The sequence below is a fragment of the Kluyvera sp. STS39-E genome (assembly GCF_040932435.1).
Lineage (GTDB): Bacteria > Pseudomonadota > Gammaproteobacteria > Enterobacterales > Enterobacteriaceae > Kluyvera.
In genome coordinates, this window is sequence record NZ_JBFQGA010000006.1 from 155,863 (window position 1) to 173,009 (window position 17,147).

The window sequence follows — 17,147 nt, forward strand, 5'->3', positions numbered from 1 at the left end:
ACCGTCGGGCACTCTGACCCTGAATTTTCCCGAAAGAGGAAATCACAATGCATAACACTGAACTGAAAATGGGCTACGTCTGGACGATATGTCTGGTTGCGGCCTGCGGCGGCCTGCTGTTTGGCTATGACTGGGTGGTGATTGGCGGGGCTAAACCCTTTTACGAAGCCTATTTTGGGATTACCGATCCGGCGCTATCGGGCTGGGCGATGAGCTCCGCGCTGGTTGGCTGCGTCTTTGGCGCGCTGTGCTCCGGCTGGTGTGCCGATAAGCTTGGCCGTCGTATTCCGTTGATTGCTTCCGCTGTCTTGTTTAGCGCTTCGGCGTGGGGCACGGCGATGGCGAGTAGCTTTGACATGTTTGTGGTCTACCGCATTGTCGGCGGCGTCGGCATTGGGCTGGCATCAGCGCTGAGCCCAATGTATATCGCTGAGGTCAGTCCGGCGGAAAAACGCGGCCGCTTTGTGGCGGTAAACCAGCTCACTATTGTGATTGGCGTGCTGGCCGCGCAGTTAGTCAATCTGCTGATTGCTGAGCCGGTGACGGCGGGGGCCACGCATCAGGTCATCGTTGATAGCTGGAACGGTCAAACCGGCTGGCGCTGGATGTTTGGCGCCGAACTGGTTCCGGCGTTAGCTTTCCTCGTGTTGATGTTTGTGGTGCCGGAATCACCGCGCTGGCTGATGAAAGCGGGCAAAGAGGCGCAGGCGCGCAAGACGCTGGAACGCATCGGCTCAACCGCCTACGCCACACAAACGCTCAAAGAGATAGCGCAAACGCTGGCGAAGGATACTCACCGCGTTTCTTACGCCACGCTGCTGCAACCACAGGTGCGTCCGGTGGTGATCATTGGCATGGTGCTGGCGATATTCCAGCAATGGTGTGGGATCAACGTCATCTTTAACTATGCGCAAGAGATCTTTGCTTCCGCCGGTTTTGATATTAACGGCACGCTGAAATCGATTGTCGCCACCGGGGTTATCAATCTGGTCTTTACCCTAGCCGCGCTGCCGCTGGTGGATAAAATTGGCCGCCGCAAGCTGATGCTGTTTGGCGCAAGCGGATTAACCTGTATCTATGTGCTGATTGCTGGCGCCTACGCGGCGGGAATCATGGGCTGGCCTGTGCTGGTACTTGTTCTGGCGGCGATTGCCATCTACGCCCTGACGCTGGCGCCGGTGACTTGGGTGCTGCTGGCGGAAATTTTCCCCAACCGTGTGCGTGGGCTGGCGATGTCGCTGGGTACGCTGGCGCTGTGGATTGCCTGTTTCCTGCTGACCTACACCTTCCCGCTGCTCAATGCTGGTCTTGGCGCATCGGGCAGTTTCCTGTTGTACGGCGTTATTTGCGCCATGGGCTGGATCTATATTCAGCGCAATGTGCCGGAAACCAAAGGCGTCACGCTGGAAGCGCTGGAAGAGCGACTGGCGGCGCAGCATGAGAAAGCTACCCCTGCGGCGAAAGAGGCTCATTGATGGTGGACATCATCAATCTTGAAAATGCGCATCTGAGGATGCGCGTTTCCCCACAGGGGGGAACGATATTGAGCTTGGATTCGCTGAGCTGTGGGCTACCTGTTTTGCGCAGCGGAGAGGGAAGGTCGCCGGGAGACTGCGGCCTGTTTCCGATGTTGCCCGTTGCCAATCGTGTGGCGGGCAACGCGTTTCGGCTACAGGACCGGGAGGTACAGTTGCCGCCAAGTTCGGCGGATAGCCATTTTTTTCTCCACGGTGACGGCTGGCTAACGCGATGGGATATTCTCGAACGTGCAGAAGATTATTGCCTGCTGCAAATGCGCCAGCGCCACCCGTGCGGTTTTGATTACTGTGCGGAGTTACGGTATGCCCTACGGGGCTCTACGCTGGAAATCACGCTCAATCTCACTCATCTTGGCGATGAACCGATGCTCTATGGCGGCGGCATTCATCCGTTTTTTGCGCTCACTCCGCAAAGCCAAATCGATTTTTCCGCCAGCGGTTACTGGCCGGAAGGCGAACAGCATTTACCGTGTGATTGGACGGATATCCTACCGCCGGAGGCTGACTTTCATTTCCCGCAGTTTGGCAAAGATGAGTGGCTTAACGTCGGCTATTCCGGCTGGAGCGGCGTGGCGAGACTGCGACACCCGACGATGACGGTGACGCTGAGCGCGCCCACGCCATGGCTGATGTTATTTCGCATGGCGGGCGAGCCGTTTGTTTGCTTGGAGCCACAATCACATCCGGTCAATGCCCATCACATGCCCGGCCAGCCGGGGCTTGTGATGCTCGCCAAGGGAGAACGCTGGCGGTTTACCACGCGCATCATGGTGAATCATTAATAACCTTGTTCATTTAAGTGTTGAATTGGAAATAATAATGATAATAATTATCGTTCTTTATTTCTTCGAGCCTAACATAATGAATAAGACAGGTTTTCGCGTTTGTACGCTTTCAGGGATGATTGCACTGGCGCTTTCTGCGCCTGGATATGCCGCACAAGAATCTACCATGGTCGTTACCGCGTCCGGCTCCGGCGAGGGCAGTGAGCTGCCGAGCTGGACCAACAGCGCCACCAAATCGGCGGTGCCGGAAAGCAAAACGCCGCAGGTTATCAACACCATCAGCCAGCATGAAATCAACGAACGTCACGCCACCTCAGTCAACGAAATTCTGCGCTATGCGCCGGGCGTATCGACCGAATCACGCGGTAGCACCACATACATGAGCGAATATAAAATTCGTGGTTTTACCGTGGACAACGAATACTACAACGGCCTGCAACTGCCGTATAACGTCACCGGGAATACCAAAGCGCGTATCGATCCGCTGCTGATTGAGAACGTCGATATCCTTAAGGGGCCATCGTCGGTGCTCTACGGCAACGGCTCGCCGGGCGGGCTGGTGAATATCCAAGGCAAAAAGCCGCAGACGACGCCGCGCACCGAAATCGGTTTTAATACCGGGACCCGTAATCTGAAAGAAGGCTACCTTGATTCCACCGGGCGGATTGCCGACAGCGATTGGAGCTACCGCCTGCTGGGCAAAGCGACCGAAGGTGACGATCAGCCGCACACCACCCGCTATGAGGACTATCTGCTGGCACCGAGCGTCACCTGGCAGCCGAGCGATAAAACGCGCTTGACCTTGGATGCGCTGGCGCAAAATACCCCGAGCCTGACGCCATCGAACCCACTGCCGCTGTCCTATTTGCGTTCTCAGTACGCGGACAAACGCGCATTTGCCGGCGATAACTGGAGCGGCTTTAAACAGCGCCAGTGGATGATTGGCTACAGCTTCGAGCACGAATTCGACAGCGGCTGGGGCATCGCGCAGAAAGCGCGCTACTTTGATATCGATACCCATCAAAATAGCGTTTACTCCACCGGCAATAGCGCGACGGCGGTGTACGATTTGAGCCGTTTTGCCTATACCACCAACGAAGATCTGCACAGCTTCAACATTGATAACCAGCTTACCCGCACGCTGACCCTTGGCGACTGGCAGCACCATCTGCTGGCCGGGTTTGACTATCAGAAACTCAACTCGCACTACCATTATGACTACGCGAGCTCTACGCCGGGAATCGATATGCGTGCCCCGGACTACGGTTTGGTGAATGAAGACGCATTAGGGTTGTACACCGCGCAGAAAAACCGTCTTTCCTACAACCAGAAAGGCTACTACCTGCAAGATCAAATCGCCTATGGCGGCCTGAATATTCTCGCCAGCTTGCGCTATGATGAGTATCAGTCTGGCACTACCGACTACCTGAACAGCGACCAGAAAGAGTGGATTTCCCAAGATCGCGTTACCAAGCGCCTTGGGGTGTTGTACGCCTTTGAAAATGGCATTTCGCCGTTTATCAGCTACTCGGAAGGGTTTAAACCGATTTCTCCGGCTCGCGGATTAACGGCAGACCAGGTCAAACCGACCACCAGCAAACAGGTGGAAGGCGGCGTGAAGTATCTGCTGGCAGATTACGCCACCACCTTTACCGCTTCGGTATTTAATATTCGCCAGAAAAACGTACTCAGTGCGGACCCGAGTTTTACCTACCACCAGACCGGCGAGATTGAATCGAAAGGGGCTGAATTGTCGGCCATTAGCCGTCCGACCGACAATATTAACCTGATTGCCAACTACGCCTATACCCACGCCATCAACACTGAAGATGAAACCTATCAGGGCAAGCGCCCAACCCAGGTGCCGGAGAATGCCTTTAACCTGTGGGGAGATTACACCTTCGACCAAAGCGTGGTGCGCGGTCTGACCGTCGGCGCTGGCGTGCGTTATACCGGGCCGATGGAGATTTCACCGAATAACGACGAAGGAAAACTGGGCGGTACGACGCAGTACGATATGTCGGTCTCTTACGACATGTCAGCACTGGATACTAGCCTGAGCGGGCTGATGCTCAAAGCGAGCGCCCAGAACCTGACCAACAAAGAAACCCTGACCTGCTATGACAGCACCAACTGCTGGATTGGCCGCGATCGTACGGTACAGGTAGGTGCGAGCTATACCTTCTAATATCGTGCAGGTTGCCGGATGGCGGCGTAAACGCCTTATCCGGCCTACAGGTTAAAGCTGCAATTTGGGTTGCCCGATAAGCATAGCGCCATCGGGCAACCCACCGTATATTAAGTGATTACGCCGACTCCGGGGATGCCCCGGTGTTGGCGACCGTTTGATGCGTTGTCTTCATCGGAATAAACGCGACGATGATGGCGCCCAACACCAAGAACCCAGCAACCATAAAAATCCCCGCGTTAAAGCTGCCGGTAAGATCTTTCATCAAGCCCATCAACAGTGGCCCCAGCGCCGCACCGGTCATCCCGGTACCGTTAATCACCGCGATCCCCAGCGCGCGAGCGCGCAGCGACATGACGCGGTCCGGCGTGGTCCAGAAGATAACCATCGCCGCAAATGCGCCCATCGAGGCCATCACGATGCCAGTGAACTGTAACTGCGGATGCGGACTAGTGGCGGTGAGGACCCAACCGGCAGCCGCGAACAGATACGGCAGCAGGGTATGCAGTTTGCGCTCATTGTGGCGGTCAGAACGCTTACTCCACCAAATCATGCCGATAATGGTACAAACCTGCGGAATCGCGCTCAACAGGCCAATGGTCACGTTGCTGCTTTCGGCGTTAAAGCTGCGCAAAATCAGCGGTGTCCAGACGCTCAATGCGCTCAGGGTGTTCGTCAAACAGAAGTAAGCTAAGGTATAGAGAATAATCACTGGCGTGAATAACTCACGGGCCAGACTCTTTTGCCCAACCGACGCGGCGGCAATGGCGCTCTGGGTTTGCAACGCGCTGATTTTATCCGCTTCCAGCATCTCGTTGAGGCAGGCTTTATCGTCTTCGGTCAGCCATTTTGCGGTTGATGGGCTGTCATCAAGCCAGAACCAAACCACCAGACCCAGCAGCACCGACGGGAAACCTTCCAACAGGAACAGCCACTGCCAACCTTTTAAATTCAGGATGCCATCCATATTGAGAATATAACCGGAGGCCAGCGAACCCAGCGCCATCGTGACCGGCATCGCAATCATAAACAGGGCATTGGCACGTGCGCGGTAGTGCGCCGGGAACCAGTAGGTCATGTAATACAGCAGTCCGGGCAGGAATCCGGCTTCCGCAATCCCGACCAGCATTCGCAGGGCATACAGGCTATTCGGCCCGGTAGCGAACAGCGTGGCGGTAGAAGCAATCCCCCAAACAATCATCAAAATAGCAATCCAGCGACGTGCCCCAACGATGGTCAACATCACGTTGCTCGGAATGCCGCACACCACGTACATCACGTAAAACAGCGTGGTCGCCAGGCCAAACATGGTGCTGGTTAGGCCTAAATCCTTGCCCATGGTCAAACCGGCAAAGCCAATATTGATACGGTCGAGATAGGAGAAAACGAACAGCACGAACAAAAAAACGACTAAACGGCGAAAAAGTTTATTAATCACCGCCTGCTGGCGGGGATTTAGAGGTATTTGCGTCGAGGCTTGCGCCCCGGAGCGTGTCTGTTCCGTAGAAGGGCTGTCGTTCATAAATGCTCCACATTACGATTATTAGTATGAGTGCTGCACAGGCTGCTAACGTATAGAAAATAGCCATGACTACTGTCAATTTTATGTGTGAAAAATGATACGCAATTGTTATGCGTGTGGCATTTGTGAATCATAATGAGATCTGTATCGCGGAAATACGTCAGAACAGGGCAAAGGGGGGATAATGGCGTCAGGACGGGCGTACGGACACAGGGTATAATCGGCAAAACTGCAGCATTTTGGGGTAAGGAAACGCATGAGTCCGACAAAAAAAATACCTGCCGGTCAGTCTGATGAGACCGTGTTTCACCGGGAAGAGTTTCCGTTCTACTGGATTGTTAACGTCTACGCACGCTACACCCAGACCGTCGAAGTCGCCCTGAAAAAGATAGCGCTTGATGTCTCGCGCTTTCGCGTCCTAATGATCACCCATCAGTATGGCGAAGCGAGCATTTCGCAAATCTCAGAATATGCGCTGGCAAAAATGCCCACCGTCACCAAAATCGTTGGCCGCCTGCGTGATGATGGCCTCGTCACCACCGCCATCAGTGAACGCGACGCGCGGGTCACGGTGGTGATGCTGACCGAAGCCGGACAGCAGAAAGTCGCGGAAGCGATGCCGTTAGTGGGTAAGATTTTTGACAAAGGTTTTAAGGGAATGAGCGCAAGCCAGATCGAAAAAATGAACCTGTCGCTGGCGAAAGTGCTCGATAATCTCAACGAACTTTGAACCTTCTGCGCCACAATGACAAAATTGTGACCTGCATAAAAATTCCTTTTAACCTCCTGTAAACAAACATCTTTTATTACACAGCCTGCGGAGCGTCATTCGCAGGCTGTGCCTGCCTATATGCGTTATTTTGCTTTATATTTCATCAAACTGCGTGATTAACCGCTTTGAATATAAGGTTAATGAATTGTTGCACGCCAGTGAAATTAACGTGAAATATTACTTGAATATTCATCTAAATTTGCCAGTATTGATTTAACGCGAGTCAGGACAAAAAAGCAGCATTGACTGCCAGCCTGAATGTGATTCATTTTTTCTGGTTAAGGTGTTAATCATGCAGCCAGTTTACGAGAGCAATGGGTTTGTCGAACGGTTCAACCTCGGTGAGGGGGACCTGAGCTTTGCGGTCAAAGATACGCTCAACGTCGCGGGACACCGTACACAGGCCGGCTGCCCGGCGCTGGCACAAACGCCTGCGGCTACGCAGCACGCCAGTGTTGTCAAAACGCTGTTAGTCAGCGGCTGCCAGCTTATTGGCAAAACGACGCTGCACGAACTGGCGTTTGGCGTCACCGGGATTAATACCTGGGGCGGCACGCCGATTAATCCGCTTTATCCAGCCCTTATCCCCGGCGGTTCTTCTAGCGGCTCGGCGGCGGTGGTTGCCGCCGGTGAAGCTGACTTCGCGCTCGGCACCGATACCGGTGGCTCGGTGCGGATGCCCGCCGCTTGCTGCGGCATTCTCGGCCTAAAACCGGGTTACGGCGTGCTGAGCCGCGATGGCGTGCTGCCTGCCAACAGTTCGCTGGACTGCGTGGGCCTGTTTGCCCGCGACGCCCAGGTACTGCGCCAAGCGCTCAAGCGACTTAACGTCCCGGTTGGGCCAACCCTTGTCGACTTGCCGGAGATAGCCTTTATCGCCGCCGCGCTACCGGAAATCGACGCGCAGCTGCGGCAATTTCTCGCCGACGCCAACGTGCAACCGCGCAGCACCGCGCTGAATTTGCTCAGCGATGCCCATCACGCTGGCATTGCCATTATCAGCCACGAAAACTGGCAGGCTTTTAGCCCACTGTTGGCCAGCGGCGAAGTCTCCGCCGATGTGGCCACGCGAATCCGCGCCGGTGAAACGGTGAGCGCGCAGGCGCTTGATGATGCCGAAAACGTCCGTCAGCGCTTTACCGCTGAAGTGGATGCCCTGCTGGAAACCACCCCATTGCTGGCGCTGGCAACCCTTCCCGAACTGCCGCCGACGCTGGTCGAGGCCGGCGATCCCTTAAGCGTGGTCAACCTGACCCGGCTGGTACGCCCGTTCAATCTCAGCGGCCACCCGGCGTTGACGCTTCCCGCCGGTGAACTGCACGGCAGGCCAATAGCCCTCCAACTGGTCGCCCGCAAAGGCGCCGAAGGACTGTTGGTTCAGGTCGCAGAGTGGTTAACCGCGCGACGACGTCGCTAACCGCCTACACGCTTTTACCTCTTATTTAGATGACTCAGTGAGTTCGACTCATTGCGGCTTCCTTCGCCCTGCGAAACGCCGCGACCACAACCGGAGAACGCCATGTCTGCCGTCCACGTCCGTGAAGCGCTACAGCCGCTGTTGAGCGAAGTTGCGAATCGTAGCCAAGATTTTGAGCATCAACGTCACATTTCTGACGACATTATTAGCCGTTTCCAACAGGTGGGCGTCTATCGCGCGCTGGTGCCAAAAATTTACGGCGGCGACGAATGTTCCCCGGCGCAGTTCTGCGAGCTGATTGAACAGATAGCCACCGCAGATGGCTCCGCAGGCTGGGTCGCAAGCTTCGGTATGAGCCCGTTTTATCTCGGCGCGCTGCCGGTTGATACCTTGAAAGAACTCTACCGCGACGGCCCGGATGTGGTCTTTGCTGGCGGCATTTTCCCAACGCAAAAGGCGCATCAGGCCGATGGCGGCTACCGGGTCAGCGGGCGCTGGAGCTTCGCCAGCGGCAGCATGGGGGCATCGGTTTTGGGCGTAGGTATCCTGCCGGACGGCGAACAGCCGCTGCCGCGAATGGCGGTATTGCCGCGCGCCAGCGTACAGATTGACCCGGTATGGAACACCGTTGGTCTTGCCGGGACCGGCAGCCACGACCTGCTGGTGGATGATGTGTTCGTGCCGCAGGAATGGACCTTTATTCGCGGCGGCGCGCTGAATCTTGAAGGCCCGCTGTATCGCTATCCGGTGCTGTCGCTGGCAACGCAGGTGCTATCAGTGGTGGCGCTTGGCGTGGCGCGTGCGGCGCTGAATGAAATCTATGCCATCGCCCATCGCCAACAGTCGGTGACCGGTGCGCCAAGGCTTGCCGACCGCCCGCAGGCGCAAATGCAAATTGCCCGCTGCGAGGCGGATCTGCGCTCTGCGCGTGCGTGGTTTTATGACGCCATCGACGATGTCTGGCAGCGACTGCTGTCCGGTGATGACGCCAGCTGCGAGCAGATTAACGCTCTGCGTCTTTCGTCAACGCACGTTACCCGCGTGGCCGCCGACGTTGCCCGTCAGGCGCTGGCGCTAAATGGCATGGGCGGCGTCACCATGACCAGCCCGCTGCAGCGCTACGTCCGCGACACCATGGTGATTACCCAACACGCCTTTATGGGCGATCTCTCTTATCTCAACGCCGGCACCGTCTTCTTCGGCGGCAAACCGCAGCCAGGCTATCTGTAATTTTTATTCACTTAAGGAGCAATAAATGAGCCAGACCACCACCTTACGCGTGTTGTTTTGTATCGGCGTGAACCAGAACTTTTTTGACGCCACCCCGACGGAGGCCAAACAGGTTTGGGCTGCTTTTGGCGTGATGATGAAAGGCATGGAGGAAACGCCGGGGATTAGGGTTATCGGCAACATGGACGACGACCAACTGATGGTTGGCCCGTCTACCACCGCCCCGTGGACTACCTACGTACTGGCCGACGCCCAAGCGCTGGAGAACGTGGCCGCGGTGTGCAACTTGTTCCGCACCACGCCGGTTGGCGACGGCGGCAGCAAGCTGTGGAAGTACTGCAAAATTGAGGCCCGCGTTGGCCGTGAATTGATTATCCAGGGCTAACGGAGCGAATGATGACTTCTCAGGATGCGCAGCGCCTACAGCAGCTAGAGGATCAGCAGGCCGCCCGTGTTTGCGTGAGCCAATACATGCATCTGTGCGACCGCCTTGACGATAGCGAAACCGTCCGCGCCATTGGCGAACTGTTCAGCAATGATGCCTGTTGGGAAGGCGTGGGTGAACCCTACGCCACGCGCCTGGGGCGTCATTTAGGACGCGGCGCGATTGTCGCCATGATGGCCGGGTACGTGCGAAAGCCCGCTCATTTTGCCATGAACGCGCATTTTCTGTGCTCCGAAGCGTTAAGCCTTACCGCCAGCGGCGAGGTGCACGGTCGTTGGCTGATGCTGCAAACCTCGGCCTTTAGCGCCGGTGGCGCACACCTTAATGCCGCGGAGCTCAACATTACTTTCCGGCGCGAAGCGGGGGAGATGGTGATGCACCATTTCACCACCCGCAACCTGTTTAGCCGACCCGTAAGCCACTGGCACGCCGAGGACACGCTCCCGGTGCCGGAAAACAATCAGACCGACTTCGACGTGCAGGAGAATGGACATGCAGTGTGACCACATCATCAATGTGAAAAATATCGATACCACGATGCCGAACGCGCCAAGCCGCGAAGCGATAGCCTCGCTGGTGCAGCACGACCGTGTACACACCTCGCTGTACACCTCCGAAGATCTGTTCGCGCTGGAGCTGGACAGAGTGTTTGGCAAGACCTGGGTCTGGGTCGCGCATGCCAGTGAAATTCCCGATACCGGCAGCTTTAAAACCACCGAAATCGGCACCCAGCCGGTGATTGTGGTGCGCGGTCGCAAAGGCGCCGTGCATACGCTGCTCAACCGCTGTCGACACCGTGCGGCTACCGTTTGCGAGCACCGCAGCGGCAAAACCAACAGCTTCGTCTGCCCGTATCACGGCTGGGGCTATGCGCTGGACGGCAGCCTGCGCGGCGTGCCGCACCCGGAAAGCTATGCCGATCAGCTGGAAAAAGGCGATCTGGGGCTGGTGTCGCTGCGTACCGAACAGTACGCCGGGATGATCTTCGCCACCTTTAACGACCACATTGAACCGCTGGAAGATTTCCTCGGTGCGGCGAAAAAGTGGATGGATTTGTTTATGAAGCAGGGCGCGGGCTACCCGATTAAAACCGGCCCGGCGCACCGTTTCCGTTTCCCGGGCAACTGGAAAATCCAGCTCGAGAACACTACTGACGGCTACCACTTCCCGGTGGTGCACCGTTCATTTTTAAGCTCGGTCGATAAGCAGACCGAAGAGATGCTCAATTTCGTTGACGGCAGCGGCTATGTAGAAGATCTCGGCAACGGCCACAGCGTCATGGTGATGATCCCGGAACTGGTGGATCTCGACGCCAACCTCGATGCGCCAATCCCGGAGCGTTTCGAAGAACTGGCGCAAGCGCTGCGCGCCGAGCATGACGAAGAGCAGGTTCGCCGCATCGTGCGCGCCGTCGGCGGCTCCGGTTTCAACCTCAATATTTTCCCTAATATCGCCTGTTCGATGGCGTTTTTCCGCGTACTGCAACCGCTGTCGGTGAATGAAACCGAAATTCACCATGCGGTGATCACCATGGATGGCGGCCCGGAGGTAGCCAACCAGGCGCGACTGCGTCTGCACGAACATTTCCAAGGGCCAATGGGCTTTGGCACGCCGGACGATTCGGAAGCCTGGGAGCGCGTGCAGCGCGGGGCGACCGCCGGTGATGACCTGTGGATCATGCTTAATCGCGGTCTGGCGGGGGAATACCGTACCGACGACGGTCTGCGCAGCGATGTGAGCGCCGAGACCGGGATGCGTGCGGCCTACCAGCAATGGAAAAAACTGATGACGGAGATGGAATAAATGACAACCGCGGAATCTGTACTGTTTAACGCCATTGCGGTGATTAACCTCGAAGGCTCCCTCCTCGACGAGGGCGAATTCAACGCATGGCTGGATCTTTGGCAGCACGATGGCCTGTACGTGGTGCCCATCGACCCGCAGGAAACCGACTTTAAAAATACGCTCAACTACGCCTGCGATGACCATGAAATGCGCGCCAAACGGGTGAAACGTCTGTACAGCGGTGAGTCAATTTCCACCACCCCGCGCGCCAGAACGCTGCGTACCTTGTCGCGTTTTCGCCTGCTTTCCGCCAGCGACAACGAAGTGGTAGTGCGCGGCGCGCAGTCGCTGTGGGAACACCGCAAAGGCCACAGCCGCCACTACGCCGCCGATATCACCTGGCATCTGCAGCCGCAGACCGAGGGCTGGCGGATAACCCAGAAAGTTATTCGTCTGGTCAACAGTGACGATGTGCTGCACAGCATCGGCTACATCCTGTAAGGAGCCCATTATGAAGCAAACCGCATTAGTCACCGGCGCTGCCAGCGGACTGGGGCAAGTTATTGCCACGCACCTGCTGGCGCAGGGATTCCAGGTGGTATTGACCGACGTCGATATCACCCGCGCGCAGGCCGCTGCCGCTGAACTGGATAGCGACAGTGTGCTGGCGCTGGGGCTGGATATTCGTCAACCGGAAGATTTTGCCGCCGCTCTGGCGGCGACGATAGAACGTTTTGGCAGTCTGCAGGTGCTGGTGAATAACGCCGCATTAACGCTGGCGACGCCGGTGATGGCGATTGCCGTGGACGAGTTTGACCGGGTTATCTCCACTAATCTGCGCGGCACGTTTATCGGCTGCCAGACGATGGGGCGCTACTTCGCCGCTCAAGGCTATGGCCGGATTATCAATCTGGCGTCGTTGGCGGGGCAAAACGGTGGCACCGCGTCGGGTGCGCACTACGCGGCGTCGAAGGGCGGCATCCTAACCCTGACCAAAGTCTTTGCCCGGGAATTGGCAAAATCTGGCGTCACCGTGAACGCCATTGCACCAGGGCCGATGGATTTGCCGACCGTTCACGCGCTGGTACCGGAAGAGAAGATGGGCGCGCTGCTGCAAATGATCCCAGTGGGTGAGCTCGGTGAGGCAGAGTTTGTCGCCCGAAGCGTCGCCCTGCTGGCTTCCCCTCAGGCGTCGTTTGTCACCGGGGCAACCTGGGACATTAACGGCGGGCTGTTCATGCGCTAAAGGAGGCGTTGATGCTGACATTACAGATAGTCCGTCGTGAACTGCACGGCGAGGTGGTGCTGCTGACGCTGGCGCATGCCGACGGCAGGGCGCTGCCCGCGTTTACCGCCGGCGCGCATATCGATTTGCATTTGAGTGAAGATCTGGTGCGTCCGTACTCGCTGTGCGGCGATCCGCGCGAGTGCCACCAGTATCAGCTCGGCGTACTCAAAGACAGCCAATCAAAAGGCGGCTCGCTTGCCGTCCACGCGCTGCAAGAAGGCGCGGAAATTCAAGTCAGCGAGCCACGCAATCTCTTTTCGCTGGATGAGCGGGCGGCGCATAGCTTGCTCATCGGCGGCGGCATTGGCATCACCCCGATGCTGGCGATGGCGGCTGAACTGCTGGCTGCCGGTCGCACGTTTAGCCTGCATTACTGTGCGCGAAGCCGGGCGCAGGCAGCGTTTGCCGCCACGCTCAGCGCTTCGGCCTATGCGCCGCAGGTGCATGTGCACTTCAGCGATGAACAGCGCATTAACCTCGACGCGGTGCTGTGCGATGTGCCGGCTGGAACCCACGTTTACGTTTGCGGCCCAGCGCGGCTGATGGATGCCGTCAGCAAGCAGGCCGCCGCGCTGGGCTACGAGCCTGAACAGATTCACCAGGAGTGCTTTAGCGCTGAAGTTGAGACCGGTGGTCAGCCGTTTGAAGTGGTCGCCGCTGCCAGCGGGATAACCGTCCAAGTTGCCGCCAATCAAACCATCGTCGAAGCGTTAGCGCTGGCGGGGCTGAAGGTCTGCGTCTCCTGTAAACAGGGGATTTGTGGCAGTTGCCTGACCGACGTGCTGGAAGGTGAACCGGATCACCGCGACCACTATCTGACCGACGACGAGAAGGCCGATGGCGATCAGATCCTGCTGTGTTGTTCCCGGGCGAAAAGCGCCCGTCTGATTATCGATCTTTGAGGATCTTCTATGACTCTGCAAACCGAATTTCGTAATGCCATGGCGCAGCTGGGGAGCGCGGTGTCTGTTATCACCACCGACGGCCCGGCGGGCAAGTTTGGCTTCACCGCGTCTGCCGTGTGTAGCGTGACCGATCAGCCGCCCACGCTGCTGGTGTGTATGAACCGTAATTCCTTCGCGCACGCCCACTTTAAGCAAAACGGGGCGCTGTGCGTCAACGTGCTTTCCAGCGATCACCAGGCGCTGTCCGGCGTATTTGCCAACGCCAGCCTGCGCTCGGAAGAGCGTTTTTGCCACGATAGCTGGCAAGTATTGGCCAGCGGCGCGCCGGTACTGAGTTCGGCGGTTGCCAGCTTCGATTGTTTAATTGATGACTGCCATGAAGTGGGCAGCCACTCGGTCTTCTACTGTCGTGTGCAGGCGATCCGCATTAGCGAACAGCCGCGCGGACTGGTCTATTTCAACCGTCGCTATCACGCTGTCGGTCACGAAGCATAGCCGTTTAATGAGGGATGCCGGATGAGTAATGTCGTTTCTGAAACCGTAGTGACGCCCGCTGAAACCCGCCACGATGCGCAGCAGATGCGCAAGCTGGTGATGGCGTCAGTGCTGGGTAATGCGCTGGAGTGGCATGACTTTTTCCTCTACGGCACCGCCGCGGCGCTGGTGTTTGGCCCACTATTTTTCCCCGTCGGCGGTGACCCGCTGCAGGGCACGCTGCTGGCGTTTTCCGGCTTTGCGGTTGGCTTCCTTGCCCGTCCGCTTGGCGGCATTGTGTTCGGTCATCTTGGCGATCGTTACAGTCGCAAAATGACGCTGATTATGACGCTGACGCTCATGGGGGCCACTACCTTTGTGATTGGCCTGCTGCCAACCTATGCGCAGATTGGCCTGTGGGCACCTCTGGCGTTGATTTCTCTGCGCTTTTTACAGGGCGTGGCTTCCGGCGGCGAGTGGGGCGGTGGCGTGTTGATGCTCAGTGAGAATGCGCCAGCACAGCGTCGCGGCTTCTATACCGCCTGGAGCCAAATGGGCGTTTCCGGCGGCTTCGTGTTGTCGGCCTTTGCCTTCTATCTGGTGCAGCAACTGCCGGAAAGCGACTTTATGAGTTGGGGCTGGCGCGTACCGTTTGTGCTGAGCATCGTCATCTTCTTGGTTGGGGTCTATATCCGCAAAAACATCCGCGAGAGTAAGGCATTTAGCGAGGCTAAGCCGGAAGAAAAGCACGAGAAGATCCCGCTGATTATCCTGTTACGCGAGCACCCGAAAGCGCTGTTACAGGCCATTGCGCTGCGCCTGCCGGAAAACGGTGGCTCCTACATCTTCTTCACCTTCTCGGTGGTATACGCCAAACATATCGGTATTGGCACCGGGGAGATAATCAGCGCGGTGACGCTGGCGATGCTGATTGAGTTTTTCTCGATTCTGTTTTGGGGCGCGCTGTCTGACCGTATTGGCCTAAAACCAGTGTATTACATCGGCGTGATTGGCCTGCTGGTGATGGCGTTTCCGTTCTTCTGGCTGCTTTCTACCGGCAGTTACGGCTTCATTATGCTGGCGATGTTCCTCGGTTTGCCGGTGTGCCACGGCGCGATGATCGGCACCCAGCCGTGCATCATGAGCGATCTGTTCCCGGTTCGCGTGCGCTATTCCGGCCTGGCGCTGGGACATGAAGTTGGCTCAATTTTCTCCGGCGGTCTTGGGCCGATGCTGGCGGTGGCGCTGCTGATGGCTTTCGATGCATCATGGCCGGTTTCACTGCTGCTTGTCGCCTATGCGCTGCTGGCGTTGATTGCGCTACGCAGTTTGCCATCAGAGAAGAAAGCCTTATGACATCTCATTTTTTTGCAGGAGCAACCCATGTTAACGATTGAATCACTGGCCTGCTGGCTGGTGGATATTCCTACCGTTCGTCCACACAAGCTGTCGATGGCGACGATGGGCTGTCAGACCCTGATGATTGTGCGCATGCAGTGCGCCGAAGGGGTCGTCGGCTGGGGCGAGGGGACCACGATTGGCGGACTGAGCTACGGCGCGGAAAGCCCGGAGGCGATGAAGTCGGCCATTGAAACCTATCTGTCGCCGTTGCTGTGCGGGCAGACCTTCAGCGGCGTGGCTGCGCTGGCGGAAAAAATGAACGCCAGCGTGAAGGGCAATACCTTTGCCAAATCGGCGCTGGAAACCGCGTTTCTCGATGCCCAAGGCAAAGCGCTGGGGCTGCCGGTGAGCGCGCTGCTTGGTGGCGCGTTGACCGAGAGTCTGCCGGTGCTGTGGACGCTGGCAAGCGGCGATACCGACAAAGACATCGCCGAGGCGCAGCGACTGCTGGCTGAAGAGCGGCATGACACCTTCAAGCTGAAAATCGGTGCCCGCGCGCTGGCCGACGATGTGCGCCATGCGCTGGCTATCAAAAGCGCACTGGGTGATGAGGTCAGCATTCGTGTCGATGTGAATCAGGCGTGGGATTTTTCTACCGCGGTAAAAGGCATGAGCCAGCTTCAAGACGGCGGCATTGATTTGGTCGAACAGCCGATCCCGCTGTGGGACCGGCAGGGGCTTATCGCTCTGAGCCAGCGTTTCAGGCTGCCGATCCTTGCAGATGAAGCGGTGGCGACCAGCTATGACGGTTACGCGCTGGCAAACGGCGGGTTTAGCGGCGCTTATGCGTTGAAGATTGCGAAAGCCGGCGGCCCGGCGCAGGCGCTAAAGCTTGCGCACGTGGCACAGGCGGCGGGCGTGGCGCTGTACGGCGGCACCATGCTGGAAGGTACGCTGGGAACGGTCGCTTCGCTACATGCCTGGTCGACCCTCAATATGCAGTGGGGCACCGAGATGTTTGGGCCGCTGCTGCTTAAAGACGACATCGTGGTGACGCCGCTCGATTTCCGCCAAGGCCACGTTACCCTGCCGCAAGGCCCGGGGCTGGGTGTGGATATCGACGACGAAAAACTGCGTTTCTACGCCAGAAAATAGAGGACATCACCATGCTGTTTAAAGTTGAAATGACCGTCAATATTCCATCGTCGCTGCCTGCCGATAAGGCCGATGCCATCAAAGCCGAAGAAAAAGCCTACTCGCAGCGCCTGCAGCGCGAGGGCAAGTGGCTGCATATCTGGCGCGTCGCCGGGCTTTACGCCAATGTCAGCATTTTTGATGTCGCCGACAACCAAGAGCTGCACGACATCTTAACCGGGCTGCCGCTGTATGCGTTTATGACGATATCCGTGCAACCGCTGTGCCGACATCCCTCAGCCATTAACTAACAACAACAAACC

Annotated in this window: 17 protein-coding genes; 16 read left to right on the forward strand and 1 reads right to left on the reverse strand. The window is 57.4% G+C overall.

Going from position 1 to position 17,147, the window contains the following annotated elements; all coding sequences use genetic code 11:
• The first annotated feature begins 47 nt into the window (after nt 1-47).
• From AB4K05_RS14865 to AB4K05_RS14875, 3 genes are all read left to right on the forward strand, one after another.
• Entirely contained in the window at nt 48-1,475 is a 1,428-nt protein-coding gene (locus AB4K05_RS14865) for a sugar porter family MFS transporter (protein ID WP_368480709.1), read from the forward strand.
• Nucleotides 1,475-2,320, forward strand: a complete 846-nt coding sequence (locus AB4K05_RS14870) for an aldose 1-epimerase (RefSeq protein WP_368480710.1) — start codon at nt 1,475-1,477, stop codon at nt 2,318-2,320. The genes AB4K05_RS14865 and AB4K05_RS14870 overlap by 1 nt, the downstream gene beginning before the upstream one ends.
• 79 nt (nt 2,321-2,399) lie before the next feature.
• Nucleotides 2,400-4,511 carry a TonB-dependent siderophore receptor gene (locus AB4K05_RS14875; protein ID WP_368480711.1) on the forward strand — a complete coding sequence of 704 codons (2,112 nt, stop codon included), beginning with the start codon at nt 2,400-2,402 and terminating at the stop codon, nt 4,509-4,511.
• 118 nt (nt 4,512-4,629) lie between these two features.
• Here AB4K05_RS14875 and hpaX read toward each other — a convergent pair whose 3' ends face one another.
• The gene (gene hpaX, locus AB4K05_RS14880; protein ID WP_368480712.1) at nt 4,630-6,033 is read right to left on the reverse strand and encodes a 4-hydroxyphenylacetate permease; all 1,404 of its coding nucleotides are present in this window, start codon (nt 6,031-6,033) and stop codon (nt 4,630-4,632) included.
• A 256-nt stretch (nt 6,034-6,289) separates the two neighbouring features.
• Between hpaX and AB4K05_RS14885 the strand changes: the two genes are divergently transcribed.
• From AB4K05_RS14885 to catC, 13 genes are all read left to right on the forward strand, one after another.
• Nucleotides 6,290-6,763 carry a MarR family winged helix-turn-helix transcriptional regulator gene (locus AB4K05_RS14885; RefSeq protein ID WP_368480713.1) on the forward strand — a complete coding sequence of 158 codons (474 nt, stop codon included), beginning with the start codon at nt 6,290-6,292 and terminating at the stop codon, nt 6,761-6,763.
• 334 nt (nt 6,764-7,097) lie between these two features.
• Complete coding sequence (locus AB4K05_RS14890) at nt 7,098-8,222, forward strand: amidase (RefSeq protein WP_368480714.1); 1,125 nt, start codon at nt 7,098-7,100, stop codon at nt 8,220-8,222.
• A gap of 102 nt (nt 8,223-8,324) precedes the next feature.
• A complete protein-coding gene (locus AB4K05_RS14895) occupies nt 8,325-9,452 on the forward strand; it encodes an acyl-CoA dehydrogenase family protein (RefSeq protein ID WP_368480715.1) in 1,128 nt (375 codons plus the stop codon).
• Between the two features lie 25 nt (nt 9,453-9,477).
• Nucleotides 9,478-9,837: an IacB protein gene (locus AB4K05_RS14900; protein ID WP_368480716.1), complete on the forward strand. Its 360-nt coding sequence runs from the start codon at nt 9,478-9,480 to the stop codon at nt 9,835-9,837.
• Between the two features lie 8 nt (nt 9,838-9,845).
• The gene (locus AB4K05_RS14905; RefSeq protein ID WP_368480717.1) at nt 9,846-10,400 is read left to right on the forward strand and encodes a nuclear transport factor 2 family protein; all 555 of its coding nucleotides are present in this window, start codon (nt 9,846-9,848) and stop codon (nt 10,398-10,400) included.
• On the forward strand, nt 10,390-11,700 hold the full coding sequence (locus tag AB4K05_RS14910) for a Rieske 2Fe-2S domain-containing protein (RefSeq protein ID WP_368480718.1): 1,311 nt from the start codon (nt 10,390-10,392) through the stop codon (nt 11,698-11,700). Before AB4K05_RS14905 ends, AB4K05_RS14910 begins: the two co-directional genes overlap by 11 nt.
• A complete protein-coding gene (locus AB4K05_RS14915; protein ID WP_368480719.1) occupies nt 11,701-12,183 on the forward strand; it encodes an aromatic-ring-hydroxylating dioxygenase subunit beta in 483 nt (160 codons plus the stop codon).
• Between the two features lie 10 nt (nt 12,184-12,193).
• Complete coding sequence (locus AB4K05_RS14920) at nt 12,194-12,928, forward strand: SDR family NAD(P)-dependent oxidoreductase (RefSeq protein WP_368480720.1); 735 nt, start codon at nt 12,194-12,196, stop codon at nt 12,926-12,928.
• A gap of 11 nt (nt 12,929-12,939) precedes the next feature.
• Nucleotides 12,940-13,872: a 2Fe-2S iron-sulfur cluster-binding protein gene (locus AB4K05_RS14925; RefSeq protein WP_368480721.1), complete on the forward strand. Its 933-nt coding sequence runs from the start codon at nt 12,940-12,942 to the stop codon at nt 13,870-13,872.
• A gap of 9 nt (nt 13,873-13,881) precedes the next feature.
• Complete coding sequence (locus AB4K05_RS14930) at nt 13,882-14,370, forward strand: flavin reductase (RefSeq protein ID WP_368480722.1); 489 nt, start codon at nt 13,882-13,884, stop codon at nt 14,368-14,370.
• A 21-nt stretch (nt 14,371-14,391) separates the two neighbouring features.
• Nucleotides 14,392-15,705: an MFS transporter gene (locus AB4K05_RS14935; RefSeq protein WP_368480723.1), complete on the forward strand. Its 1,314-nt coding sequence runs from the start codon at nt 14,392-14,394 to the stop codon at nt 15,703-15,705.
• Nucleotides 15,706-15,732: 27 nt separating this feature from the next.
• On the forward strand, nt 15,733-16,845 hold the full coding sequence (locus AB4K05_RS14940; protein WP_368480724.1) for a muconate/chloromuconate family cycloisomerase: 1,113 nt from the start codon (nt 15,733-15,735) through the stop codon (nt 16,843-16,845).
• An 11-nt stretch (nt 16,846-16,856) separates the two neighbouring features.
• Nucleotides 16,857-17,135: a muconolactone Delta-isomerase gene (gene catC, locus AB4K05_RS14945; RefSeq protein ID WP_368480725.1), complete on the forward strand. Its 279-nt coding sequence runs from the start codon at nt 16,857-16,859 to the stop codon at nt 17,133-17,135.
• Nucleotides 17,136-17,147: the final 12 nt, after the last annotated feature.

Bases quoted from the DNA above. Each gene is read 5' to 3' on its own strand.
- AB4K05_RS14915 (WP_368480719.1), top strand. From the start codon at position 11,701: ATGACAACCGCGGAATCTGTACTGTTTAACGCCATTGCGGTGATTAAC.
- AB4K05_RS14890 (WP_368480714.1), top strand. From the start codon at position 7,098: ATGCAGCCAGTTTACGAGAGCAATGGGTTTGTCGAACGGTTCAACCTC.
- AB4K05_RS14900 (WP_368480716.1), top strand. From the start codon at position 9,478: ATGAGCCAGACCACCACCTTACGCGTGTTGTTTTGTATCGGCGTGAAC.
- AB4K05_RS14870 (WP_368480710.1), top strand. From the start codon at position 1,475: ATGGTGGACATCATCAATCTTGAAAATGCGCATCTGAGGATGCGCGTT.
- AB4K05_RS14865 (WP_368480709.1), top strand. From the start codon at position 48: ATGCATAACACTGAACTGAAAATGGGCTACGTCTGGACGATATGTCTG.
- AB4K05_RS14875 (WP_368480711.1), top strand. From the start codon at position 2,400: ATGAATAAGACAGGTTTTCGCGTTTGTACGCTTTCAGGGATGATTGCA.
- AB4K05_RS14940 (WP_368480724.1), top strand. From the start codon at position 15,733: ATGTTAACGATTGAATCACTGGCCTGCTGGCTGGTGGATATTCCTACC.
- AB4K05_RS14895 (WP_368480715.1), top strand. From the start codon at position 8,325: ATGTCTGCCGTCCACGTCCGTGAAGCGCTACAGCCGCTGTTGAGCGAA.
- catC (WP_368480725.1), top strand. From the start codon at position 16,857: ATGCTGTTTAAAGTTGAAATGACCGTCAATATTCCATCGTCGCTGCCT.
- hpaX (WP_368480712.1), bottom strand. From the start codon at position 6,033: ATGAACGACAGCCCTTCTACGGAACAGACACGCTCCGGGGCGCAAGCC.
- AB4K05_RS14930 (WP_368480722.1), top strand. From the start codon at position 13,882: ATGACTCTGCAAACCGAATTTCGTAATGCCATGGCGCAGCTGGGGAGC.
- AB4K05_RS14920 (WP_368480720.1), top strand. From the start codon at position 12,194: ATGAAGCAAACCGCATTAGTCACCGGCGCTGCCAGCGGACTGGGGCAA.
- AB4K05_RS14885 (WP_368480713.1), top strand. From the start codon at position 6,290: ATGAGTCCGACAAAAAAAATACCTGCCGGTCAGTCTGATGAGACCGTG.
- AB4K05_RS14910 (WP_368480718.1), top strand. From the start codon at position 10,390: ATGCAGTGTGACCACATCATCAATGTGAAAAATATCGATACCACGATG.
- AB4K05_RS14905 (WP_368480717.1), top strand. From the start codon at position 9,846: ATGATGACTTCTCAGGATGCGCAGCGCCTACAGCAGCTAGAGGATCAG.
- AB4K05_RS14925 (WP_368480721.1), top strand. From the start codon at position 12,940: ATGCTGACATTACAGATAGTCCGTCGTGAACTGCACGGCGAGGTGGTG.
- AB4K05_RS14935 (WP_368480723.1), top strand. From the start codon at position 14,392: ATGAGTAATGTCGTTTCTGAAACCGTAGTGACGCCCGCTGAAACCCGC.